This window comes from Streptococcus varani, from assembly GCF_001375655.1.
Classification (GTDB): domain Bacteria; phylum Bacillota; class Bacilli; order Lactobacillales; family Streptococcaceae; genus Streptococcus; species Streptococcus varani.
In genome coordinates, this window is the sequence record NZ_CTEN01000002.1 from 278,477 (window position 1) to 302,270 (window position 23,794).

Genomic DNA, 23,794 nt, shown 5'->3' on the forward strand with positions numbered 1-23,794 from the left:
CTCTTACATAGAAATATAGATTACAGCTTCTCTACCAGACCAACTATAATAGGTTTGATCTGAGTAGTTTGCAGCAGCTTCCAGCACTTCCTCCTGATTTAGACCAGAAATTTTCATCCACTCTTTGGATTGAGCGACTTGCGTCAAGAGATAATCCGACTCTTGCTCTTGCCAGACTTGCTGAGACAAGGCTATTTCCTTCATAAAGATCTTTCCCTTATCCAGAAATACCATATAATGGGGAAAGACTTGGGCAATTTCAAAGAACAAACTGGCTGTCATTTGCTCAGGATACTGTGAAAAGACTTGTGCCAAACCAGTCTCATCCAGATAGGCAAAACCAAAGGACTTGCCAGAGAGATTGAGACGAACGAAAGGTTTTTCTTCCACGAAGGAAGGTTCTTCTTTAAAGAGGTGCAATTCCTTTGAGAGTTGAAAATAATAATCCGTCGCAGCTTGAGGGCCTTGTTTTTGATAGATTTCTGCAAAATACGCATTGATAACGGATGGTGGTGGCGTAATAAAATCAAATTGTTGTTGCGCTGTCATCGGCGATAGGATATTCTCTAAATAAACCTTATCCAAACTTGTAAAACCACCATATTTAAGAGCTAAGTCCAAGAAGTCCATCATAAAAATTCTTCCAACTTCCACTTGTTATTTTCAGCGATATAACCAGATAAAATTTCCATGTCCTCCTCATATTCTCTTTTTTCAACTAGGCAAATGCTAGCCAAATCATGTAGCTTATAGGATTGAGAGATAGGGACTTTGATTTCAAAAGGTTTAAACATGGTTTTGATTTTGGCTAAGACCATCATCTGAATATGGGCACGCGCCTTTTCATCTTTGGCTGAAATCATGACATGAGGAAATTGCGTCGGGTGGAAATCTTCTCCAACCATGTCCAGTTTATTGTAGATAGCCAGACGGGGAATGTCCAGCATCTTGAGGTCTGATAAAATGTCCAAGACAACCTCTTCTTGCTCAGCGTGATTGGGATCCGATGCATCGATAACATGGAGCAAGAGATCCACATTCATCGATTCTTCTAAGGTTGATTTAAAGGCTGAAATGAGCTCAGTAGGTAGGTCTTGAATAAAACCGACTGTATCCGTTAAGGTCACTTGAAACTTATCCGCCAAATGAATCTGCTTGGTCGTGGCATCAAGTGTTGCAAAGAGTTCATCTGCTTCATACTGTTCTTTGTCGGTCATGGCGTTCATGATGGTCGATTTGCCCGCATTGGTATAACCAATCAAGCCAATCTTAAAGACGCCTGATTGGATACGACGTTCGCGGACCGTCGCCCGATTTTTCTCAACGATTTTCAACTGACGCTCGATTTCATGAATTTGATTGCGGACCGCCCGTCGATTCAACTCCAACTGACTTTCACCCGGACCACGAGAACCGATACCACCTGCCTGACGGCTGAGCATGATTCCTTGCCCTACCAAGCGGGGCAACATGTATTTGAGCTGGGCAAGATGAACCTGGAGTTTCCCTTCATGACTGCGAGCTCGCATGGCAAAGATATCCAAAATCAACTGCATACGGTCGATGACCTTAACGCCCAAAATAGATTCCAAGTTGGCATTTTGACGAGCTGTTAAGCGATTGTTAACGATAACCGAATCAATTTCATCGGCTTCTACCATAAGGGCAATTTCATCCAGCTTGCCAGACCCGATAAAGGTCTTGGAATCATATTTTTCCCTTTTCTGTGTGTAGATTCCCTTGACCAAAGCACCGGCGGTTTTTGCAAGGCTAGCTAGCTCCTCCATGGACATATCAAAATTGTCCATATTTTGCAATTCCACACCAACCAAGAGAACTTTTTCTTCTGTTTTTTTTGTTTCAATCATGTAAAAATCCTTCCACTTGTGCGAAAATTTTCTCTTTGAAATCTGACTCAGAAACTGTGTAAAATTCAACATTCATGCGGTTTCGGAACCAGGTCAATTGCCGCTTAGCAAAACGCCGTGAATTTTGTTTGACCTTGTCGACAGCCTCGTCCAAGCTGATTTCTCCAGCGAAGTAGGGGTAAAACTCCTTGTAGCCAATGCCCATACTAGCCTGCGATTGGGGATAGGTTTGGTAAAGCCATTCCACTTCAACCAAGAGACCTGCCTCCATCATCAAATCGACCCGCTTGTTGATGCGGTCATAGAGCTGCTCCCGCTCATCCGTTAAGCCAATGATAAAGACATCGTAATCCTGATCCTGATTGGTTAAGTCTTGTCCAAACTGGTGCAACTCCAAGGCACGAATGGCTCGTCTACGATTGATTTGTGGAATAGCAATTCCATTTTCTTCTACCGCTTGATAGAGTTTTTCTTGAGACCACGTTTCCAATTGGCTACGATAGGCTAAGAGAGCTTCCTGATCTACATTACCACCAAGATGATAACCCTCAAGCAAACTTTGCAGATAGAGTCCTGTCCCTCCCACAATGATAGGAAGATACCCCCGTTCAGTAATGTCTTCTATTTTTTTTCTAGCTTCCTGAACAAAATCAAAGGCTGAATACCCGTCTTGGACAGAACAAACATCAATCAGATGATGAACTGCTTGTTCTTGTTCTTCCTGATTGACTTTTGCGGTTCCAATATTGAGTTCTTGGTAAACTTGTTGGCTGTCACCTGAAATAATTTCCCCTTGAAATCTCTGGACTAGTTCAATACCCAATGCAGATTTTCCCACTGCAGTTGGACCAAGCACTACAATAATTTTTCTTTTCATCTTTTTTCCTTGAAAATTTCTCATTTTTTCGATAGTATTATTATAACATAAGAAAAATGAATTGGACCTTTAGACTAGTTATTGGAGATTTGATTCATTGACCGTATACTTGGCATATGCCCCTATTTGAAAGAAAGGATATTACTATGGCTAAACAATTTGGAAAAGGTTTCTTGGCTGGCGTTGTTTCAACAGTAGCTGCTACTGCAGGTGCACTCTTTGCAGTAAAAAAAGTTATCATTGAACCAGAAGAAAAGAAAGAAGCTTTCATCGAAGAAAATCGCAAGAAAGCTGCACGTCGTCGTGTAACACGCTAATCCCATAAAAACTCCCTGAGGCTAAACTGCTTCAGGGAGTTTTTGTATCGAATTTCATAAGCTCCTTCATCTTCTAGAGCTAATTTTCCTAAAAATCATGGAAAAAGACACGGTTAGTGCAAAGACTATCAACGAAGCATAAAGATAAATAAGGGCGCTATCGTTATAGATGACATAGATAGCAATCAATGCAGTGACCAGATGAACGATTAGATAAGAAATTAGACTGCTTCTCGATTTGAGACTACTTCCTTGGAAAATAGGATAGAATACCAGGGCAAACAAGGCAAAGAGAATGGATTTTGTAGTAGTATCTAAAAAAACATCCACTTGAATAAGAGCAAGTGGCAGAATGAAATGAATCGCAATTGGACTAGCAATGACCCATTTCTCAAACCTAGAAAATTGCATAGTATTTCTCCCTTCTTTAGAAAAATGTGCAAGCAGGACTTCTTTTACCTATATTTTACTACTTTTTCTCCTTTATACAAAAAGAAAAACCAAGATTTTTTTCTTGGTCCTAAATAATAATATCTTCTTTTTCAATAGCAAAAATTGTTAGAATCATAAGTAGAGTGACAGCGATCAAAGAAAAGATGAAGAGCTCCCAACTGCCAGTAAGGGAGAAACTATAGCCCAGTAAAACTGGACCTACTGAGGCAAGAAGATAACCACCGGACTGCACCATTCCAGAAAGGCGAGCTGTAGCTTGACCATCGCTGGTTTTGAGGGTAAAACTAAGCATCATATAAGGGAAGAGGGCGCTGATTGGTAAGCCAAGCATGGCACTGATAAGCACCCAAGTTACAAAAGAAGAGGGTTGAAAAAGCATCCAGATAAAGCCAGTAATAAGAAGCAAGGAGAGGGCAGACATAAAGGAAGCTCTCTGTTTATTATTCAGACGAGATATAATAGTCGGTATAAACAGAGAAATGGGAATACTAAGCATACTAAAGGTTCCGGCTATCAGCCCCCCTTCTGCTTTTGAGAGTCCAGCAGTCTGAGCAATCGTTGGTAACCAAGTCATAACCGTATAAAAAAGAGTGGATTGCAAACCACTAAAAAGTAGAAAGGCAAGGGCTGCTTTATTTTTCCAAAGTGACGTTTGCTGATTCTCTTTTACCTTTTCTTGGATAGGATGATGATAAGACCAATTTGGCAACCACACAAGGGCTGTCACTGTCACCAATATACTCAAGAAAATGATGAGACTCTGCCAAGAAGTTGCTACCACAATAGGAACAGCAATCATGGAACCGACTGTACTTGCAATCCCCATCATAGTGATATAGATAGTCGTATAAGTTCCAACTTTCAAGGGAAAATGAACAGAAACTAGACTGGGTAGGAGGACATTGATAGCTGCAATAGCCACTCCTATCAATAAGGTCCCTAGATATAGTCCGGCCAGATTGGTAATCCGTATAAAAGAACCAAGGGCCATGATAATCAAAGCTAAGCCAAGGAACCTTTCTAATCCAAATCGAGCTGCCCATCGCGGAGCTAGATTAGAAAAAATGGCAAACATAATGAGTGGTAAAGATGTTAGAATACCTAAGTCACTAACCGGAACATCCAAACCTGCTGCAACATCCGTCAAAACAGCCGGAATAGCCGTAAAAGGGACCCGCATAACGGCTCCCATCATCATAATTCCAATCAATAAAATGAGTGATTTTTTCTTATTTTTCTTGTTTTGCATAGGAATAGTATAGCACAAAGTTTGAGAATCAGATAGAGATTTTACGAATTAGTTAGGCTATCTTTTCATTTCCTCTTATTTCTTAATTAATATCCTAAAGTTATCGTCTGGTAGTTACTTTTCATTTCTCCTATATTATCTCCTCTTCCCTTATTCCCTTTTCCTCCAAAATCTCCTGGATGCGGTCAAATTTAAGGCGAAAGTGTTCCAGTTTGTGACCATCCGAGCCAATGGAATACTTGTGGCAACCCAATTCTTTGACCAAATCAATGGCATAGAGGTAGAGATGTTCATGATGATAGAGGTACATGGACTTGCTATTGAGTTCAAAGGCTAAATCATGGTCAATCATTTTTTGGAAAATACGACGTAATTGGTCTTCGTAGGTCTTCAGTTCCTCAACCGACACCTCAAAAAGTCTGAAACCATAATCAAAATGAGCTAAAACATCTGCATCTACACGGCCAATCGCATATTCCAACTTGTCCAAGTATTCCTGCATAATAGCCTGCTTATCCATATCCGCTACTTCTTCATCTAAATAATCATTGATGCCGTTGTGGTGCACAGACAAGAGTTTGAGGTCATAATCTTTATCTGCCAAGTAGCTGATGATATCTGCTTCTCGCGGTTGGTAATAGCCTATTTCAATACCTTTTTTGACGCGGTTGCCATATTTTTCATTTAACTTGGCTATTTCAGCAGAATAAGCTTCATAATCTGGCACATCATCCTGTTGACTGTAGGGATTAGACACGTCGTAATGTTCTGTTGTTACAATTTCCCCATCAAAAGAATCTAAGTATTCTTGAAAATCTGCATCTGAATCATAAGAAAAATGAGTGTGTAAATGATTGTCACGCATGGTTTTACCAGTCTCTTTCTATATTTTCTATTATTCTATCAAAACCACTCATAAAAGGAAAGTGCTTGCACATCATCCTCAGAAGCAAATCATATAGTTTTAAACTATACCTCTTGCTTAAAAATAACTATTTTCCAAATGTAAAAGATTGGGCTACAATGGGTATATCAAGAAAAGCGAGGTATGACACATGACAAAATCTAAATTCCAATTAGTAGGCTCCCTTCTTCGTCCAGCGGATCTTCGCAAATACAAAGAAGAAATTGAAGGCCGAGATGATATTCACTATCCTTTTTACGATGCTCTTCCAGGTTACCAGGAAACTGAGACTGCGGATATCAAGCAAATTGTAGCGGATCAGAAAGAAAATGGCATTGACATCTTGACGGATGGTGAATTTGGTCGTTCTATGTGGCACCTTGACTTCGTTTGGGGCCTGAAAGGTATCGAGCGCTATATCGCAGAACACGGCTATATTTTCCAAGATCATGAAGGTGCAGGTGCTTTTGAAACTCGTAAAGATATTGGCATTCGTATTACTGAGCCTCTTTCAGGAAAAAACCATCACTTCTTGGAAATTTTCAAGTTGGTTCAGGCTGAGGCTGGTAATGAAGATACGAAACAAACGATTTGGGGACCTGCCCATGCCTATACTGAATTGGCAATCTTTGATGGCCTAGCTGGACCAGATCAAGTATACAAGACAAATGAAGAACTTAAAGCAGGCCTTATTAATGCTTACAAAGAATTTCTCTTAGAGTACAAGGAAGCTGGAGGTAAAATCATTCAGTTTGACGACTGCCTTTGGGAACTTTTTGACGAGAGCAATCCACTGACCCCATTTAGCAATTTAAGCAGTACAGATTTGTCTGGCTTAGCAGATGAATTTATCGCCATTAATAACCAAGTTACGGATTATGCTCATGAAATTGGCTTAACTGTATGGACTCACAACTGTCGTGGGAATTACGAAAGTCGCTCAGCGACAGGCGGAACTTATGAAGCTATCGCCACTAAATTCTTGGCGGACCAACACTATGATCGTTTCTTCTTGGAGTGGGATAGCGATATAGCAGGCGATATCAAAGCACTAGAAGCTCTTAAGGACAAAAATGCTGAAGTTGTTTTGGGGCTACTCTCATCAAAAACAACAGACTTAGATGATGAGAATCGCGCCCTTGAACTCCTCGAGCAAGCCAGTAAAATCTTACCTAAAGACCGTCTCTTTCTCTCGCACCAGTGTGGTTTTGCATCTTGTGACTCAGGAAATGAATTGGCAACATCACAACAATGGGCAAAAATCAAGCAAGGTCGAGAGATTGCAGAAACCTTCTTTAAAAAATAATACAGAAAGAGAAGTTGAAATTAATCGACTCCTCTTTTTAAATATGTACTTTAATCTACTAAAACTTTTCTTTCAATATTTTAGGAAATCTGCTATAATAAAGAAAAAATGAAAGCGGGTACAAGATATGTATGAATTGTGTTTAGAATATGGGACTTTTCCAGTAAGCCTGACTTCAGATGATGCGACAGATTTACAGGCTATTCCGGAATTTCTGATCGGAGAAACCGAATTAATCAATAAACTACATAAAATGAATAAGCTCTTCCACAGCCTATTTATTGAAATTGAAGGAAACTTAGATTATATCGGCCGCGAAAGCCCTGAAAAGATTGAGTCCTTACGTAGTCTCTTTGATGAAGTAGCTTTAACTTTTAAAGATAAATATGACCATGTACGAATTGAATCTTTTTATTTAGAATAGTGTAAAAAATGCTTGCAAACTGGCAAGTATTTTCAGATGATTTTACGATTTGCTTCTCTCTGCTATACACCAAAAAGCCAATAGCTCTCCTAAAGAATGACTTTGTAGCCTGACATGGTTGATATCAACCATGGTAGAAACTTATTTATGCTGGTAATGGACGTTAGCTAGCTCATACATTTTATCCAAGCAGCTGTATTTTCCCTATAATCGAGTAGAGACTAATTCCTAGCCCCTCTCACACCACCGTGCGTGCCGTTCGGCACACGGCGGTTCAACTAACTTTTAACGCATGTCGTTCAAGATAATAATCTAGGCATGAAACTAGTCCACGTTTAGCGAGGACTGGTTTTGATATAGCTCGTTTTAGAATTGACTTTTGTGCCACTAATTGATAGTGGTCACCCCAGCCAGATACCTTATCAGCTATCCATTTGGGAGTCCCTAGTTTAAGTAGTCCCCAAAGTCGCCTTGACTTCTTCTTCCATTGTTTCCAAATAATAACTCTAATTCGTGTCCTCAATCGTTTATCAATTTCTCCCATGACTGACTTCATGTTAGTCAATGCGAAGTAGTTTATCCATCCGCGAATAAGCCAGTTGAGTTTCTCAATACGGCTACCCAAGTCAGTGCTCCATTTGCGTGTTGTGAGCTTCCTAAGTTTCCTCTTGAAACTCTGGATACTCTCTTGATGTGGACGACTTTTCCACCCTTCAGCTGATTTCCAGAATCCGAATCCAAGGTACTTCAGTTGACTCGGTCTGGTAATCTTAGTCTTGGTCATATTGACTTTCAATCCCAGTCGCTTCTTAATGAATCGGCTAACTTAATACATGATACGTTTGGCAGATGCTTCGCTCCCAACTGTGATGACACAGTCATCTGCGTACCGGACGAAACGAAGCCCTCGATTTTCCAATTCCTTGTCCAGCTCATTGAGCGTGATATTGGACAGGAGGGGAGATAGATTCCCACCTTGTGGTGTTCCCACCAGCGTTTTATGGCGCTGTCCATTGATAACTACACCCGAATGAAGATACCTACGAATCAGAGACTCTGTATCTCCATCTTGGATAATGTTATGGACAAGAGACATCAATCTATCTTGGGGAACTGTGTCGAAGAATTTCTCAAGGTCAATGTCCACAATCCACTCATAGCCATCATTAAGGTATTCTAGTAACTTGATGATGGCTTTTTCGCATGACCGTTTCGGTCTAAACCCATAGCTCGTTTCGGAGAAATGAGGTTCACACAGAGGGCTGATAACTTGGACGATGGCCTGTTGAATCATTCTGTCCATTACTGTTGGGATGCCAAGCTGGCGGACTCCTCCATTGGGCTTTGGGATTTCAACGCGTAGGACTGGTTGAGGTTTGTATTTTCTCTGTTTTATCAACTCTTTGGTTGGTCGCCAATATTGGCGGAGATATTCATCCATTTGGTCAATGGTAATGCCATCAATTCCAGCTGAACCCTTGTTGACTTTCACTTGATTGTAGGCTTCCACCATGTTGGAGCGAGATAGAATAGTATCTAGTAACTGTGACATGTGCGTATTCCTTTCTTGTTTCGGTGTCTGAGGGACATCTTATATTGGTGAACCTTCCTCTAGTCAATACATGACCGCATCCAGTTCTATCAGACCGCTAGTTTTACAGACACAAGTGAAGTAGGATTACTTCGGTTAATTGTTAAGCCCTTCGCTCCACTTCCATTACAGAAGCTTCGTGACTACTATGGCTTCGGCTGACTTCTCATGATTCGTTGTTACTACGTCTAGGACGCTCATGAGACCTCACGGGATAAGTCGTACATCTTTCCTCGTTTACTCTCGTGATTTACGCATATAGGTTACGACTACCTATTTGGACTTTAGAGTTTTCAGCCCCCTCATCCGCTATATACGCCTTAATATCACGTTTCTGTTCGTAGAGCCACGATTTCGCTATCCCTTCCTCTCCCCGCTACCTCGCGATAGTCAGGCTTGGGAGTCGCTATTGGGTTCACCGGTAGCGGGTGCCCACGGAGGACTTGCACCTCAGATGTACGACATGCCCGTCGTACTAAAAATCCACCCAGTTAAACTCGGTGGATTTTCGTATTATCTAACTTCAGCAGACACTTGCTCTACCAAAGCTTTGGTGATTTTTTCCATGAATTTGGCTACTTCTTCATCCGTCAGACTGGCTTCTGGATTTTGGAAAGTTAGGCTGTAGGCCATGGATTTCTTGCCAGATTCGATATTGGCACCGGCATAGACATCAAAAAGTTTGATGGCGGTCAGGCGTTTAACCTTAGCCGACTCGATGGCAGTCACTACTTGATTATGAGTGGTGTCGGCTGGTAAAAGGAGAGCCATATCACGAGAAACAGCTGGGAACTTGTTGATTTCTCGGAAGGTTTGATCTGCTTTGAGGCCAGATGCCAGAGCTTGGAGATTAATTTCTGCCACATAGGTTTCTGGAATGCCATAATTCTTAGCCGTTTGTGGATGCACTTGTCCAACAAAACCAATCTTTTCTCCCTTAAGAAGGATAGTTGCTGTACGCCCCGGGTGCAGACTACTTAAGTCTTTTTCAGCCACGAATTCCAAGGTCACATCCAATTTTTCAGCTAAGGCTTCTACGATTCCTTTGGCATAGAAGAAATCAACTGGAACAGGTTGTGTTTGGAAATCTTTTTCTTGGACCAAGCCAGAAAGGGCAAAGGCAAACGTTTCTACTTCCTGTGGTAAGTCAACTTTGGCATCACCAGTTTGATGGAAAATCGTTCCAATTTCATAAATCGCTAGGTTGCTGTTTTTGCGGTTGACATTGTAAGCAACTGTGTCTAACATGCCAGAGACGATATTCTGGCGGAGAGCTGAACGATCAACCGTCATTGGCCACATGAGTTCGGTGATGTTTGTTGGTTGGGCAGTAAATTCAACCGCTTTTTCAGGCGTTGTCAAGGCATAAGAGATAATTTCTGACAAACCAGTTCCTTCAGCGATGGTACGCACCTTGCGACGGAGTTTTTGACTAGCCGTCAATTCACCGGCTGTTGCACCTGCTTCAGGAAGTGTCGTTGGCAATTTATCATAGCCATAAATACGGGCAATTTCTTCCACCAAATCAGCTTGGATGGAAATATCCCAACGACGACGGGGTACAGATACCGTGAAGTTTTCCGCATTGCCAGTGACAGCAAAACCAAGTTTGGCAAAGACTTCTTCCACATCTGAATAAGTCAATTCTGTACCTAAACGAACATTGACATAATCGATAGATGTTGATACCTCCACGGCTTCTGTTGGCAGATTTCCAGCCTCAACTTGTCCAGCCAAAACTGTGCCATTGCCCAATTCTTGCAACATAGCTGCCGCAAAATCAAGGGCTTCGAAAACGCTATCGTAGTTGATCCCTTTTTCAAAACGAGAGGAAGACTCTGAACGTAGGTTGAGGCGACCAGAGGTTTTGCGGATTGATTTCCCATCAAAAACGGCTGCTTCGAGGACCACATTTTTAGAAGATGCATCGATTTCTGTCGATTGACCGCCCATAACACCACCAAGGGCAACTGGTTTGTCCGCGACTGTGATAACGATATCATCTGCCGTCAATTCACGTTCTTCTGCATCCAAAGTAATCAATTTTTCGCCAGCACGCGCATCACGAGCTACGATTTTCTTATCTTCAAACTTATCCAAGTCAAAGGCATGCATAGGTTGCCCAAAGAGCAAGAGAACATAGTTGGTTACGTCTACGATGTTGTTGATGGGACGGATGCCGGCATTCATGAGCAGGTTTTGCAACCATTGTGGACTTGGAGCCACAGTCACATTTTCCACCACACGCGCCTTGTAAGTCAGGACTTTATCCGACTCAATAGCCACTTGGATGACATCTGATGCAAGTTTATCTGCTTCATCCAAAGATTTCACAGGAAAATGCACTTCTTTGCCATAAATAGCCGCCACTTCATGGGCAACACCACGCATAGACAAAGCATCCGCACGGTTTGGCGTGATAGAGAGTTCGATAATTTCATCATCCAAGCCCAAAACTGGGAAGATAGACGCTCCTGGCACTGTATCTTCAGGCAGGATTTGGATACCATCCGCAAATTCTTTTGGAATGATGCTATCTGGAAGACCAAGTTCCTGTAAGGAACAAATCATACCCAATGATTCCATGCCGCGGATTTTGCCTTTTTTGATTTTATAGTTATCCGCGATACGGGCACCTGGAATAGCTACGATGACCTTGATGCCAGCTCGGACATTAGGAGCTCCACAGACGATTTGGCGTGGTTCATCATCACCCGTGTCAACCTGGCAGAGATGAAGGTGGGTATCCGGCACATCCTCACACGAAAGAACATGACCAACTACAAGATTGGACAGGCCTTCAGCGGGTGTTTCCACACCCTCTACTTCGATACCTGTCGTTGACATTTTTTCAGCAAGCTCAGCGGTTGTCACATCAATATCCACCAGCTCCTTTAACCATTTATAGGATACAAGCATTTTTTCTCTTTCTTTTTAACGTAAGTGTTTTTTCATTAAGTAATTGATATGTTTTTTATCAGCAATAGTCAATAAACCTTGACCAAATAGTACAAAACCATTTTTAGAATAGAATTCTTGTTTATTTACATCTGTCTCCAGAACTTCAACCCATACCCAATCGTAATCGGAGGCCGTCACCATATCGATGGCATATTGAAATAGAAAATCTTCTAAACCCTGTCCTTGAAAGTCTTTCAAGATAGAAAATCGCTGAATTTCAATTGTATTGCCTGCCATCTTCTTCGTCTGTGCAGAACCCCAGTTTATTTTTAAATACCCAATTGCCTGTCCATTCAACATCAAAAAATCAATTTCTGTTTCATGATTTGTTAGCTCTAAGTCTAATTTGGCCAAGTCAAATTCTTCTTTGAAGTAGTCACTCAACTCTTCTTCTGTATAGTTGTATTGAAATTTTTCTAGTGATGTTTGCAACATCAATTGCCTCAAGATTGGCAATTCAGTCTTAGATACTTCTTTTATACCAATTGTTTTAGCCATTTTCTATCCTCAAAATTGTTCTCAATTATTTAAATTGTTCTGTAAAGCGGACATCCCCTTGGTAGAAGCCACGAATGTCGTTGATCCCATAGCGCAACATGGCAATCCGCTCTTGTCCGAGACCGAAGGCGAAGCCTGAGTATTTTTCCGAATCAACGCCAGACATTTCTAGGACACTAGGATGCACCATACCGGCACCCAAAATCTCAATCCAACCCGTCTTTTTACAGACATTACAGCCATCTCCACCACACTTGAAGCAGGAAACATCCACCTCAACAGATGGTTCCGTGAATGGGAAGTAAGATGGACGCAGGCGAATCTTACGCTCAGCACCAAACATTTTTTGGCTAATCATCTGCAAGGTTCCTTTAAGGTCACCCATAGAGATATTTTCGCCCACAACCAAGCCCTCGATTTGATGGAACTGATGGGAATGAGTGGCATCATCTGTATCCCGACGGAAAACGCGTCCTGGTGAAATCATCTTCAATGGACCTTTGGAAAAATCATGCTGGTCCAAGGTACGCGCCTGAACGGGAGAGGTGTGGGTACGAAGCAAGATTTCTTCCGTGATGTAGAAAGTATCCTGCATATCACGAGCTGGATGGTCTTTTGGAAGATTCATGCGCTCAAAGTTGTAGTAATCCTTCTCCACTTCAAAGCCATCCACAATCTGGAAGCCCATCCCCAAGAAAATGTCTTCGATTTCTTCAGATGTTTGGGTTAAGACGTGACGGTTTCCTAGAGAAACTTGACGACCCGGAAGAGTTACATCAATGCTTTCAGATTCCAATTTGGCACGAATCACTGCTGCTTCAACAATTTCAGCTTGCTCTTCAAAGGCCTTGGTCAAGATGTCGCGAACTTCGTTAACAAGTTTCCCAGCCAGAGGGCGTTCTTCGTTAGATAAGTCTTTCAGACCTTTGAGTAACTCTGTCAACGAACCTTTCTTACCCAAAACAGCAACCCGTAAATCTTGCAATTCTTTTTGGTGATTGCCATCCATTTCTTTTAATTTAAGTAGAGTTGATTGCTTCAACTCCTCCAATTGCACTTGTAAATTCATAATTAAGATACAAAGGGGCCTTTCTCTTGTGAAAATTTTTGTAGAGTAAAAGGGTCCAGTGGACTCTTTTAGCTTTGAGCCTAAAACTCAAAAGCGAAAATGGAAAACTAACAAAGACGCTTGTGTCTAGCCAGTTTTCTCTTTTTTCATAGAAAAATTAGCCCCGTGTTCAGCTAGAACTACTAACCAAACATTCCTTTCATTTAAAATCATTGTTTGTATTTGAATAGCTAGTCCTTACCATCAGTCACTTCAAACTGGATTCAGACAAGAAGCTGAGGCGCTAATCCCCTTCTCGTTCATCAGATTTTTCAGTTCAAGGAAAGGGACTGAAGGCATACCTAGTGGTAGGCAAGGAACCTTAACGAAGAAATGGAAACTCTGAAGGACGAGAAAAAGAAAAACGTGCCAATACTCCATATATATATCGGAGCGTTGACACGCGGTACCATCCGTTTCATCTGGATATCCAGACCTTACTTTATTGTCCTTTAGTTGAGTGAATTGGCTAGGTTTTCCTTTAGCAAGCTCTCAGTCGTGACTTGCCTCCCTGGTAAAGTTCCCTCTAGTTACTGGTCTCATGGACTGCTATTCAATTATATTTATTCTATCAGATTTTATCAGGTCTGACAAGTCATAGTATGCTCGATATTTCTTCTAGTCATTAGCAGTGATTTCACCAGTTCGGTAGTTGATGGACAGGCCTGATTGGACATTGGGAACAAAGACATTAAATTCCAAAGAACCATCTGCTGATTTAGCTTCTAGATGGCTACCTACGGCCATAATATCAGCTTCATTAGCATAAATAAGGGTGACACGATAGCGCACACGCTTGTTGTTGTCTAGTGCTCGTCTGACCATTTATCATCTGCTTGATTAGACCAAGCTGTTTGTACTGCAATGTTTTCTGGATTGCTAGATGAAGCATCAAATCCAGATAAGCCCCCCGTGATTGCATAACCCAAGAGGTGGCCGCGATCCACCGCGTGATCATATTCTCCAGGTAATCCCTGAACTTGATGCCACCCCGCAGGTCGCCAATCAGTCCGTCCTTGACCAGTTTGTTCTCGATCCTTATATTGGCGAGTCGACTTAGCCAAAAGAGCGTTGGCAACGGTTGGGATAAGCTGTCCGTTCACTTTCTTGGTTTGATTGTTAGCATAGGGTAGGCTTGCCACATCTGCCTTGAGATTTGTTTTATTGCCATTAATGGTAAAGGCACCAGCTTGATTCCACTCAATTTCTTGACCTAGTTGCGACTTAACTTCATCCGTTAATACACTGGAAGATAATTCTTGACTTGGTGTATCCTGACTAGCTTTTGAATCATTAGTGTAATAAGTTGCTTGATCAGCTTGGGATAAATTTTCCGATAATTGTGGGAAATAATAGCCTCCTACAAGAACCAAACCTGCTAACAAAATACTTAATAAGTTAGTCGTCTGTTTTTTTATTTTTTTCTTAAACATATCACTCCAAAAAAAGTAGGTCTAGCCTACTTTCCAGTAAATTTACTAATTATTTCCTGCCACTTGTCGACAGATAAGACAGACATGGCATTTCCTCCATCACCAACAACACTATAGCCAACCATTAAGCCGATAGCAAAGATAACACAGGCTAAGATTAGAATTAGAAGCACAAAGAGGAGTTGTCTTCCCACATAAAGCATACTTTCTCTAGTCATCTGATTCCTCACTATTCACACGCTCAATATCTGCACCTAAGGCAGCTAGTTTTTCATGGAAACGGTAGTAACCACGATCCAAATGAGTTAATTTACCAACAGTTGTTTCGCCTTCTGCAACTAAGCCTGTCAATATCAGAGCAGCACTAGCACGTAAGTCTGTTGACATCACTTCTGCTCCTTGCAGAGGTTGTCCCCCAGAGATGATGGCTGTATCCCGTAAAATTTCAGAGTGCAGGTCCATACGACGCATCTCTTCTAGATGCTGAAAACGATTCTCAAAGACCGTTTCGATCATAGTTGATTCCCCTTTGGCAACTGCCATAAGGGCCGTAAATTGTGCTTGCATATCTGTTGGAAAGCCTGGATGAGGCATGGTTTTAACCATGACCGGCTTTAAATTTTCAACTTGTGATTGAACACGAATACCCGCTTCTTCCTCAGTGACAGTAACACCCATTTCCATCATTTTAGAAATAAGAGGACGATTATGTTCCCAGATAGCATCCTTAACCAGAAGGTCACCACCTGTCATAGCTGCTGCGACCATAAAGGTTCCAGCTTCGATACGGTCTTGGACTACTTGATGTTCTGCCCCGTAAAGTTTTTCAACACCTTTAATGGTCAAGGTGTCTGTACCAGCTCCCTTAACATTGGCTCCCATCTTGTTCAAAAAGATAGCCAAGTCAACAATTTCTGGCTCGCGCGCCGCATTTTCAATAACCGTTGTTCCACTAGCTAAAGTAGCTGCCATCATCAAGTTTTGAGTCGCTCCTACACTTGGAAAATCCATGTAGAAATGAGCCCCTTTCAACCGTTCAGCGCGAGCTTCAATATAACCAGCCTTCTGACTAATTTTTGCACCCATAGCTTCAAGACCTTTAAGATGCAAATCAATTGGTCGACTACCAATCGTGCAACCGCCTGGCATAGATACGCGTGCATAGCCATTCCGAGCCAAAATCGGACCCAGAACAACAATAGAGGCCCGCATCTTATTAACATAACGATAAGGAGCTTTACTGCCGATGATGCCACTAGCATCTACCGTAATTTTTTTGCCTTGTTTATCAAAGACCACATCAATGTCTAGGCCACGAACAACATTGTTCATGGTGAAAACATCTGATAAGATAGGTACATTTCCTAAAATCGTTTGGCCTTCACTAGCTAAAATCGTTGCCGCTAAGAGGGGCAAGACTGCATTTTTGGCCCCTTCAATGGTCACTTGGCCTTTCAAGCGATTTCGACCACCTCTAACAATAATTGTGTCCATCATATATCCTTTATTTATAGTCCAGTTATCACTTAGTGAACAGAGCTACAACTGGTTTGAAATTGATTTTATTTATTGGTTACTAATTCAGAAAATGTACGTCCTATAGTCATCAAGTCCAGGAAAAAAGTAGAAAGGAGATAGCCCAAAGATATGGCTAAAAACAGGACGAGTAATCGATTTTTTCGCTGATTTTCAGCATTTCCTTTCAGAAATTTACTCCAATCAACCGTGCTGGTCAAGAGCTGGTGGCTCATGTAGATAAAAAGAAGATGACTGATAAATTTTAAGAATAATAACATGGACCCATTATATCAAAAATTGCTTAGCATGGCTATTTCTAAACACCTAGTCACTAGATAAGGACCCTCCGAAAGAAGTTTGATATATTATTTCTGTTGCTTTTCCCTTACCATCAGAATACAATAAAATGAGTTAGAAGATAAAAGGAGAACATTATGCAGATTTTTGCCCTTATTTTGCTAGGCTTGTATGTTACTATCGTTGTTTATGTTGCGTTTTTAGGGTATATTACCCACCATATCAGTGGCCGTAACTTGGCTTGGATCTTACTTTGGACTAGTTTTATTATCATCTTTGGTATCATTTTTGTAACAAAGGGTAATCTCTATGCACTCGCCGGTGTCGCAGCTGGGCTCTTTGGTTATTCATCCGTTGCCCTCCGAAATGCCCAGTATATGAGACAAGTTCCACAACTCAAGCACCATCTCATCCGTATGGGCATCCACCTCTTCTTTCTATTCTTGCTTTACCTAACCCGTTAACCCCTTAAATTCTCCTAAACCTTTAGGAGTTTTTTTGCAAAAAAACAGCCAAGATTTGACCGCTTTGCTTAGAATTTTCCACCGCCACCGCCATGGCTACCACCTGAAAAGGAACCATGACTACTAGAGCCACCGCCACCTCGAAAACCACTCGAATTGTTATTCTTTGGAATGGGCACACTAGTAACATTACGATAGAGAAAGAGATCCTGTGAATTGGTCAGCTTAAAGCTGTCTTTTTTCATATAATTTCCTGCTCCAGACTCATTTTGAACTGATTGTAACTGTCCTTTCAGTAGAGCTGTTATAGCCCATGCTACAAAAAGACCCAATAAAGCCGAAGCCGGCAACCAGAGTAAGCTAAGAGGTTCCTTTGGCATATTCCCTCGATCATAAGGCTTATCTGTCTTAGCTTGACTGACAAACTGATCTACCAAATCAGCGTAGGTATTGAAAGCTAGAGCATAATCACCAGCACTTAAGTACTTAACAAACTGATTTGATATGTATTCAACACCGCCGTCTGTAATAGCATAGATACCATATCCTGTAGTGGAGATGTACCAATCACGCTCCGTCATGCTGACCAATAAGAGAACACCATCATGTGCCTTGCCTTGACCATAACTATTAAAATCAAAATAGTTATCCGCATACTCTTGAGCTGTCTGGCCATTGAGACTATCTTCTGTCAGAATGACCAGGTCTAAACCCTGCCGTTTGCTGATTTCCGTCAGCTTGGCTAAGAGTTCTTCCTTTTCATCATCATAGAGCAGTCCGCCATTATCTACCAAAAGAGCCGGTTTTTCAAATCTAGATTTGACGGTCGCTAGATAGGATTGGATGGAATCCGATGCTTGATTCTCTTTTATAAAAGATTTATATAAAAATTCTCGATCTTGAAGGTTCAAAAGACTTTCTGCCTGTCCACCATAATGAACATACCATTTGCTTCTATCCTCATTGACTAGCAGTAGCACACCATCTTTATTTCCAGCAAGAGATTGGTAGAGATCACTAGCGTAACCTTGTAAATCCTCTATATTTGAATCAAGGCTAATGTAATAGACTTGGAAATCATGTTTTTCTGCAATGGTAGCAGCTTCTTCTTCCAAGTTTGCTTCCGTCAAACTATCCATATATTGAGAATTCTCTCGAATATAACCCGAATCATCCGCCAAAACAGGTATGCATAAGAAAAGACTCACTAGAAAGCTTAGGAATAATAAAATACTTTTTTTCATCAGGCGCCTCCTACATTAAATAAAAGAGCCAAACTAGCCCGTAGATTACGAGTGTTACCAGAAGAAAAGTAAGCAAAAAATAGTTCCAATATTTTCTCTGATCCATAGGAAGATTCCCAACAAACTTCCCTGTTTGCCCATTCATGGCAAAAACATACTGATTTCCTTTCCAAGTGGTATTGAGTAACCAGATCGGATAGAGAACATAAAGTGGATGAGCATTTTTAAAACGAATACTGGTATCGTCTTGGATAATACTTCCGTAACCTCGGACTGTTGCCGCAAGAGCATGTTGTGTTGACTGTCGCATTCGCTGATTGGCAAAATCCAAACTATTCTCTGCATTTTGATCATATCGATCTGCGAGATACCCTGCTAAATAAGCTGTCTGGAAATCCACGGCATCCTTGAAGTCAAAGGGCTCTAAAGACTGCATCAGTTGATCATCTAACTTACTAGAGGCATCCACAGGTACACGTTCATAGGACATGCTTGCTGAACGTAAGAGCGCAAAATGACTTGTTTCGGTATAGTTGTAGTTGCCGTCGCTCCAGTGCCGAACCATGGTACCTTTGTATTTGCCATCTGCTTCGGTATCCGCATCAAAGAGCCAGAAGGGTACATAGAGTCCCTTTATTTCATCAATATGATTTTCATCTTTAAAGACACTTGGAAGTAATTTTTTGCCCTTAAGATGATTTAGGAAAGCAGCCTTGGCATCATTCTTATCCAATTGAAAAGGAATGACATATTGGGGCTTTAAATCTCCAGACAACCTCTCCTTGAGAACAACAGGATTATCACAGTACGGACAGGAAGTTGCAGCAGTCGTCTGTTCTGTCACTAATTCTCCGCCACAGGATTGGCAGACGTAAACCCTCATCTCTTCTGCCTCGTGGTCTTGCCACTGCTGCCCACTTGTTTTTTCCCAACTTAAATCCTCAGAAGCTGGTAGGTCTTTTAATTCTTCATCTAATTTCTTAAGACTGTCCATCTCCAACTCAGAATCACAATAAGGACACTTCATTTTTTGAATGCTGGAGTCGAAGACGATTGCTCCGGAACAGTTGGGACATTTGTATTCGATTACTTCTGCCATGGCTTCACCTCCTTATACTTGGCATGTACGCGCCAAATTAGAAAGCTGTTCCACACTCTGGGCAGAATTTTGGAGGATTGCTTGGATCTGTGACTTGCCAACCGCAGTTGCTGCAGAATTTAGCAGCTGATACAGCAGGTTTTTCCTTGCCACAATTACTACAGAAATTTCCAGTATTGCTCGTCTGACAATCTGGACAAGTCCAACTTCTTGCGCCTGCTTGTGAACTCTCCTGATGGCTTCTTGCTTCTTGAACTTGCTGTTTTTGACCCATTTCATAAAGAGCCTTGGTATCCACACCACCTGCCTGCTGGGCCATTCCCATACCCATGTAACCCATGAAAGCACCGTTTGGATTTTCAGCAGCAGAACGCATAGCATCTGCCGTTGCCGCCGTCATCGCTGCACCCGCCATATTGGCATCCCGGTAGATAGCTGCACCCTGAGCTTGACGCAACATTTCTTCATATTCTTCTGTCAAAGTGATTGGATTCATTGCGACAGAGACAACTGAAATTCCACGTTTTTCAGCCCATTTTTGGGTTAAAACTTGGTTCATTGCCATAGATAACTCTTCAGCATGTGCTGGTAGGGCACTTGGTCGAACTTGTAATTCAGAAATTTTTGCTAAAGCTGGTTGTAGAGCACTAATAAATTCTGTTTTGAGCTGGTTATCAATTTCTTCTCGACGATACTCACGGTCCACATTCCCCGTTACATTTGTATAGAAAAGAAGAGGGTCAGTAATCCGGTAAGAATAGAGACCTGAGCAGCGCAAGCTAACATCCAAATCCAATTTGATATTATGATCCACTACACGGAACATAATGGGACTAGGTGTCCCAAATTTATTGTCCATGAGTTCTTTTGTATTAAAATAGTATACTCGCTGGTCAGCTGCCGCTTGTCCGCCGTAAGTAAATCGTTTACCAATTTCCTTAAAGGTAGCCATGATGGACTCACCCAAATTACCAGAAAAAACGGTTGGCGCGATAGAATTGTCATAAATAAATTGACCTGGTTCGGCACAGACTTCAACTACCTTGCCTTGTTCCACAATCATCATACATTGCCCATCAGCCACAATGATTCCTGAACCACTTGTGATCACATTGTCACTACCCTTAGTGTTTGACGAACGGGCAGAGGTATTTTTCACACCTTTAGCTACCAAAACATCATTCGATAAGGCGTTACAAGAGAAAAATTCTTTCCACTGATCAGCCAGCACACCGCCTATGGCTCCCACGCCTGCTTTAATTAGTCCCATATTAAACTCCTTTTTCTGATTAGATGAGAGTTGTGGCAAACTATTTCAGATTTACTTAGTCCGCCACAAAAGCGTTTTCATATAATATCATTATACTCTTTTTTTACACAAATCGGACAAAAATATTTGAAAATAGATGCAATTTCCTAAAAAAAGAAGCCATCGGCTTCCTTTATGTATAGTAATAAATTATAGATTGATTCCATAGACATCTTCTGGTTCAATATCCTCACCTAGAATCAAGATATTAAATTTGACAGCGCTCGGATCTGCTTCATATGCTTTGATCCAGGCTTCATCCATTTCTAAGTAGATATGGTAACTTCCATAATCTGATGAAACTTGCCCCATGAGATAATAGTCCTTGTAGCGTCGATTTTCCTCATCGTTAGAACTAAGAGTCTTCATGCTAGCATATTTGCTGGATAAATTTTCAAGGATTAACTCCTCATAGGTTCCATTCGCCTCAATACTGACCTTGCCATCAAATATATAACTAAGAGTCAAATCAAAATCTTGCCCATCCCAAACACCAGCATATTCGTAATTAGCATCTTTATCAATCGTCAAGTTTTCGCTGATTGCACGGCTACTTTCCTCTAAATCTTCTTGGCTAAAAGTATCATCTGAATGGTCAATATCATACCAACTATAGGGATTTAAATTGAGGAATGACCCGATATTGAAGTAATCCACTCTCCCTCTATCTGTTACCATTTTAAAGACCTGATTCATATTCCTAGCACCAAGGCGGAATGGATTTGAAATATAACCGAAGATTGGGAAAAAATAGATTAAAATTGTTGCGGTCAAGAGTGTTTTCATATTGATTTTATTAATAGCCCAGATGAAATAAGCCGCTGCAAAGAGGAGAGCATAGGCAGCTCCATAGCTGAATTTATGGGCATTCGCAATCAACAGAATAATAAAGAAAACAGGCTGAACGGGACGAATCTTATGATAAATCACCGAGAAAACATCAGCTTTGTTCTCAATCGTTTTAACAAAAAGGGAGAGAACGATACTAAGCAGAACAAAGAAGGCACCGATACCAAAACCAATATCATTGGGTCTGATGAGGTAGGATAAAATGGATAGGTCCATCACCACCAACCAAATAGCAGCCATTTTGATAAAGTTATCTGAAGCTAAACTTGGTAAAACAGGCTTTTTATGAAGAAACTGAGGATTTTCAAGAGATTTAACCTGAAGCTCTTCCATAACCTTATGAGCCTCTTCTAAATTAGCAACAAATCTAGCTTCATTGGTTCTCGATTTAACCAAAGAACTATAAAGAAAATACTGAATTCCAAAAATTAGGGCTGTATTGCCACCATACTCCAAGAAAGAACCATTCCAGAGGGAACTAGCAATATTGAATACCACATATATACCAAGGGACATCGCTGCAGTCAGGAGCAATTGTTGCCAACGAAAACGGTAGGTAAATTTATCCGTTGCATCTGCCTTTAAGAAGGTTTCTTTAGGATAGAGATACCAAACAATAAAAATTAATTCAATAGCTTGTACTCCTGTCAACCACCCTAGATAATTAAAGCCAAAAATAGCCACAATGAGATTGACCAAATAGGAAACAATCCCTAAAATTCGTAGCAAGGGACGCTGAGATAAAAGTCCAATCGTCAGCAGTGTGATGGTTGAGAAAACAGAAAAACCAATCCCCTCTTTATTATCAAATAGAAAGACATTGACAAAGGCAAAGAGTATCAAACCAAAAAACAGATAAATCTGTTTGCTAACATCTATTTTCTTTTCTTCCAAAATAATCTCCAATCTTTTATAAAACAAGTATTTTCTTTTAAGAAGTAATGTTTACTAATTATATCACTTTTCATTTTAATTTTCTTTTTTCTAACAGGCAACCTGTCACACCCGATACTAGTTCTCTTCTATATTTTTGAAGTAGTATGAAGTGGATAGTCTCTTCATTCATCAGGTCATAGTGGGGTAGAATGTCTCTCTTGGGGGTTAGTCTTTCAAGCTTATCTTAAGAATTACAGCTGACCAAAGATAAATTCTATCATGATTTTAAGTGCAACAAGGTAAGAAAATCTTGCACACAACTAGAAAGTTGGAATTGAATAGGAAATCTTTCCTCCGAATCTCTGCTTGAGCCTTCCTTCTTGAGTTCTGATATAGTTTTTTATCCTTCTAGATGCATCTCCACAGAAATGGGTTTGTTTCTGATTTCTGATGATTCAAGTAGAGTTTGAACAAACCGAACTCTTTACTTTTTCCATTCTCTTACCAGCTATCACCTCGTAATTCTTCCATTTCTAACCAAGCATTCAGTAGATGGTCCTGTAATTCTTTCCTACTTAATTTAGCGATATCATTTCTAAGCTCCTCTACGTGCTGCTCCTTGCTTTCAGCCTCTTCTAGCTCCCATGCCGCAACTTCTTTCATAAAGTTCTCATAAGCATCTGGAAAAATGGTGAAATAAAGGGCAATCATGTGTTTACAAATGACTCTTCTACCCTCAGCAAAAGGGCAAGTACAAGTTGACTTTCGTGGGTGTGAAATGTCCAATATAAGATTATATGGAAGCGAATGATTTCCCCTGACTTTACCAGCAAAAATTGTCTCTGAAACTTTTTCAAAACTCATCACCATACCATCTTCATAATAGTAAACTCCACGCCAAAGGGAACGATTGCTCGCTAATTCAATCAGACTCATCTCCAATTTCCTCCATATTTTATTTATTCCATTTTAACATGAAATGACATTTTCCAACATAATGAGTTAGTCTTGCCAAATCAAACCCTGTTTTCTTAGAAACCAAAACACTAAACATCATTTATTTATGCAAAAGAGAGGCGCTTAGGCCTCTCCAACTGCAATATGATGGCTCTATAATTTCTGTAGTGGGTAAGACCACTATGGAGGTTA

Annotated in this window: 21 protein-coding genes and 2 pseudogenes; 4 read left to right on the forward strand and 19 right to left on the reverse strand. The window is 40.9% G+C overall.

What is annotated here, in order from left to right; all coding sequences use genetic code 11:
• Positions 1–3: 3 nt before the first annotated feature.
• From BN1356_RS04970 to miaA, 3 genes are read right to left on the reverse strand one after another with little or no spacing between them, the layout of a single operon-like run.
• The gene (locus BN1356_RS04970) at positions 4–633 is read right to left on the reverse strand and encodes a cystathionine beta-lyase (protein WP_093650300.1); all 630 of its coding nucleotides are present in this window, start codon (positions 631–633) and stop codon (positions 4–6) included.
• Entirely contained in the window at positions 630–1,868 is a 1,239-nt protein-coding gene (gene hflX / locus BN1356_RS04975) for a GTPase HflX (protein WP_093650301.1), read from the reverse strand. Before hflX ends, BN1356_RS04970 begins: the two co-directional genes overlap by 4 nt.
• Complete coding sequence (miaA, locus tag BN1356_RS04980; protein ID WP_093650302.1) at positions 1,861–2,745, reverse strand: tRNA (adenosine(37)-N6)-dimethylallyltransferase MiaA; 885 nt, start codon at positions 2,743–2,745, stop codon at positions 1,861–1,863. Before miaA ends, hflX begins: the two co-directional genes overlap by 8 nt.
• A gap of 146 nt (positions 2,746–2,891) precedes the next feature.
• On the opposite strand from miaA, the gene BN1356_RS04985 reads away from it, so the two are divergent.
• Positions 2,892–3,062, forward strand: a complete 171-nt coding sequence (locus BN1356_RS04985; RefSeq protein WP_093650303.1) for a DUF3042 family protein — start codon at positions 2,892–2,894, stop codon at positions 3,060–3,062.
• Between the two features lie 66 nt (positions 3,063–3,128).
• Here BN1356_RS04985 and BN1356_RS04990 read toward each other — a convergent pair whose 3' ends face one another.
• From BN1356_RS04990 to BN1356_RS05000, 3 genes are all read right to left on the reverse strand, one after another.
• The gene (locus BN1356_RS04990; protein WP_093650304.1) at positions 3,129–3,473 is read right to left on the reverse strand and encodes a hypothetical protein; all 345 of its coding nucleotides are present in this window, start codon (positions 3,471–3,473) and stop codon (positions 3,129–3,131) included.
• Positions 3,474–3,582: 109 nt separating this feature from the next.
• Entirely contained in the window at positions 3,583–4,764 is a 1,182-nt protein-coding gene (locus tag BN1356_RS04995) for an MFS transporter (protein WP_093650305.1), read from the reverse strand.
• A 130-nt stretch (positions 4,765–4,894) separates the two neighbouring features.
• Positions 4,895–5,629, reverse strand: coding sequence for a PHP domain-containing protein (locus BN1356_RS05000; RefSeq protein WP_093650306.1), 735 nt, complete (start codon positions 5,627–5,629; stop codon positions 4,895–4,897).
• Between the two features lie 190 nt (positions 5,630–5,819).
• Here BN1356_RS05000 and BN1356_RS05005 point away from each other — a divergent pair, with 190 nt between their 5' ends.
• Together BN1356_RS05005 and BN1356_RS05010 are read left to right on the forward strand one after the other, a co-directional pair.
• Positions 5,820–6,974: a cobalamin-independent methionine synthase II family protein gene (locus tag BN1356_RS05005; protein WP_093650307.1), complete on the forward strand. Its 1,155-nt coding sequence runs from the start codon at positions 5,820–5,822 to the stop codon at positions 6,972–6,974.
• 127 nt (positions 6,975–7,101) lie between these two features.
• Positions 7,102–7,398, forward strand: a complete 297-nt coding sequence (locus BN1356_RS05010) for a hypothetical protein (protein WP_093650308.1) — start codon at positions 7,102–7,104, stop codon at positions 7,396–7,398.
• A gap of 274 nt (positions 7,399–7,672) precedes the next feature.
• Here the strand turns inward: BN1356_RS05010 and ltrA are convergent.
• The 8 genes and pseudogenes from ltrA to BN1356_RS05050 all read right to left on the reverse strand — a co-directional run bounded on the left by ltrA (position 7,673) and on the right by BN1356_RS05050 (position 16,785).
• A pseudogene (ltrA, locus tag BN1356_RS05015) lies at positions 7,673–8,950 on the reverse strand (group II intron reverse transcriptase/maturase).
• Positions 8,951–9,502: 552 nt separating this feature from the next.
• Entirely contained in the window at positions 9,503–11,908 is a 2,406-nt protein-coding gene (pheT, locus tag BN1356_RS05020) for a phenylalanine--tRNA ligase subunit beta (RefSeq protein ID WP_093650309.1), read from the reverse strand.
• A gap of 15 nt (positions 11,909–11,923) precedes the next feature.
• Positions 11,924–12,448, reverse strand: a complete 525-nt coding sequence (locus BN1356_RS05025) for a GNAT family N-acetyltransferase (protein WP_093650310.1) — start codon at positions 12,446–12,448, stop codon at positions 11,924–11,926.
• Between the two features lie 25 nt (positions 12,449–12,473).
• On the reverse strand, positions 12,474–13,517 hold the full coding sequence (pheS, locus tag BN1356_RS05030; protein ID WP_093650311.1) for a phenylalanine--tRNA ligase subunit alpha: 1,044 nt from the start codon (positions 13,515–13,517) through the stop codon (positions 12,474–12,476).
• A gap of 657 nt (positions 13,518–14,174) precedes the next feature.
• Positions 14,175–14,989: pseudogene (locus tag BN1356_RS05035) on the reverse strand (DNA/RNA non-specific endonuclease).
• Positions 14,990–15,015: 26 nt separating this feature from the next.
• Positions 15,016–15,207 carry a DNA-directed RNA polymerase subunit beta gene (locus BN1356_RS05040; protein WP_093650312.1) on the reverse strand — a complete coding sequence of 64 codons (192 nt, stop codon included), beginning with the start codon at positions 15,205–15,207 and terminating at the stop codon, positions 15,016–15,018.
• On the reverse strand, positions 15,200–16,483 hold the full coding sequence (murA, locus tag BN1356_RS05045; protein WP_093650513.1) for a UDP-N-acetylglucosamine 1-carboxyvinyltransferase: 1,284 nt from the start codon (positions 16,481–16,483) through the stop codon (positions 15,200–15,202). The genes BN1356_RS05040 and murA overlap by 8 nt, the downstream gene beginning before the upstream one ends.
• Before the next feature lie 68 nt (positions 16,484–16,551).
• Positions 16,552–16,785, reverse strand: coding sequence for a DUF1146 family protein (locus BN1356_RS05050; RefSeq protein ID WP_093650313.1), 234 nt, complete (start codon positions 16,783–16,785; stop codon positions 16,552–16,554).
• Between the two features lie 156 nt (positions 16,786–16,941).
• On the opposite strand from BN1356_RS05050, the gene BN1356_RS05055 reads away from it, so the two are divergent.
• A complete protein-coding gene (locus BN1356_RS05055) occupies positions 16,942–17,268 on the forward strand; it encodes a hypothetical protein (RefSeq protein ID WP_093650314.1) in 327 nt (108 codons plus the stop codon).
• 68 nt (positions 17,269–17,336) lie between these two features.
• Here BN1356_RS05055 and BN1356_RS05060 read toward each other — a convergent pair whose 3' ends face one another.
• The 5 genes from BN1356_RS05060 to BN1356_RS05080 all read right to left on the reverse strand — a co-directional run bounded on the left by BN1356_RS05060 (position 17,337) and on the right by BN1356_RS05080 (position 23,581).
• Entirely contained in the window at positions 17,337–18,512 is a 1,176-nt protein-coding gene (locus BN1356_RS05060) for a TPM domain-containing protein (RefSeq protein ID WP_093650315.1), read from the reverse strand.
• 10 nt (positions 18,513–18,522) lie between these two features.
• Entirely contained in the window at positions 18,523–19,611 is a 1,089-nt protein-coding gene (locus tag BN1356_RS05065; RefSeq protein WP_093650316.1) for a TFIIB-type zinc ribbon-containing protein, read from the reverse strand.
• A gap of 37 nt (positions 19,612–19,648) precedes the next feature.
• The gene (locus BN1356_RS05070) at positions 19,649–20,881 is read right to left on the reverse strand and encodes an SPFH domain-containing protein (RefSeq protein WP_093650317.1); all 1,233 of its coding nucleotides are present in this window, start codon (positions 20,879–20,881) and stop codon (positions 19,649–19,651) included.
• Positions 20,882–21,070: 189 nt separating this feature from the next.
• Positions 21,071–22,663: a hypothetical protein gene (locus BN1356_RS05075; RefSeq protein ID WP_093650318.1), complete on the reverse strand. Its 1,593-nt coding sequence runs from the start codon at positions 22,661–22,663 to the stop codon at positions 21,071–21,073.
• Positions 22,664–23,146: 483 nt separating this feature from the next.
• Entirely contained in the window at positions 23,147–23,581 is a 435-nt protein-coding gene (locus BN1356_RS05080) for an SWIM zinc finger family protein (protein ID WP_093650319.1), read from the reverse strand.
• Between the last annotated feature and the right edge of the window lie 213 nt (positions 23,582–23,794).

Coding starts and splice junctions, on each gene's coding strand:
- BN1356_RS05065 (WP_093650316.1), bottom strand. CDS start 19,611: ATGGCAGAAGTAATCGAATACAAATGTCCCAACTGTTCCGGAGCAATC.
- BN1356_RS05050 (WP_093650313.1), bottom strand. CDS start 16,785: ATGTTATTATTCTTAAAATTTATCAGTCATCTTCTTTTTATCTACATG.
- miaA (WP_093650302.1), bottom strand. CDS start 2,745: ATGAAAAGAAAAATTATTGTAGTGCTTGGTCCAACTGCAGTGGGAAAA.
- BN1356_RS05040 (WP_093650312.1), bottom strand. CDS start 15,207: ATGACTAGAGAAAGTATGCTTTATGTGGGAAGACAACTCCTCTTTGTG.
- BN1356_RS04985 (WP_093650303.1), top strand. CDS start 2,892: ATGGCTAAACAATTTGGAAAAGGTTTCTTGGCTGGCGTTGTTTCAACA.
- BN1356_RS05055 (WP_093650314.1), top strand. CDS start 16,942: ATGCAGATTTTTGCCCTTATTTTGCTAGGCTTGTATGTTACTATCGTT.
- murA (WP_093650513.1), bottom strand. CDS start 16,483: ATGGACACAATTATTGTTAGAGGTGGTCGAAATCGCTTGAAAGGCCAA.
- pheT (WP_093650309.1), bottom strand. CDS start 11,908: ATGCTTGTATCCTATAAATGGTTAAAGGAGCTGGTGGATATTGATGTG.
- BN1356_RS04990 (WP_093650304.1), bottom strand. CDS start 3,473: ATGCAATTTTCTAGGTTTGAGAAATGGGTCATTGCTAGTCCAATTGCG.
- pheS (WP_093650311.1), bottom strand. CDS start 13,517: ATGAATTTACAAGTGCAATTGGAGGAGTTGAAGCAATCAACTCTACTT.
- BN1356_RS05025 (WP_093650310.1), bottom strand. CDS start 12,448: ATGGCTAAAACAATTGGTATAAAAGAAGTATCTAAGACTGAATTGCCA.
- BN1356_RS05005 (WP_093650307.1), top strand. CDS start 5,820: ATGACAAAATCTAAATTCCAATTAGTAGGCTCCCTTCTTCGTCCAGCG.
- BN1356_RS05010 (WP_093650308.1), top strand. CDS start 7,102: ATGTATGAATTGTGTTTAGAATATGGGACTTTTCCAGTAAGCCTGACT.
- BN1356_RS05080 (WP_093650319.1), bottom strand. CDS start 23,581: ATGAGTCTGATTGAATTAGCGAGCAATCGTTCCCTTTGGCGTGGAGTT.
- BN1356_RS05060 (WP_093650315.1), bottom strand. CDS start 18,512: ATGAAAAAAAGTATTTTATTATTCCTAAGCTTTCTAGTGAGTCTTTTC.
- hflX (WP_093650301.1), bottom strand. CDS start 1,868: ATGATTGAAACAAAAAAAACAGAAGAAAAAGTTCTCTTGGTTGGTGTG.
- BN1356_RS04995 (WP_093650305.1), bottom strand. CDS start 4,764: ATGCAAAACAAGAAAAATAAGAAAAAATCACTCATTTTATTGATTGGA.
- BN1356_RS05070 (WP_093650317.1), bottom strand. CDS start 20,881: ATGGGACTAATTAAAGCAGGCGTGGGAGCCATAGGCGGTGTGCTGGCT.
- BN1356_RS04970 (WP_093650300.1), bottom strand. CDS start 633: ATGATGGACTTCTTGGACTTAGCTCTTAAATATGGTGGTTTTACAAGT.
- BN1356_RS05000 (WP_093650306.1), bottom strand. CDS start 5,629: ATGCGTGACAATCATTTACACACTCATTTTTCTTATGATTCAGATGCA.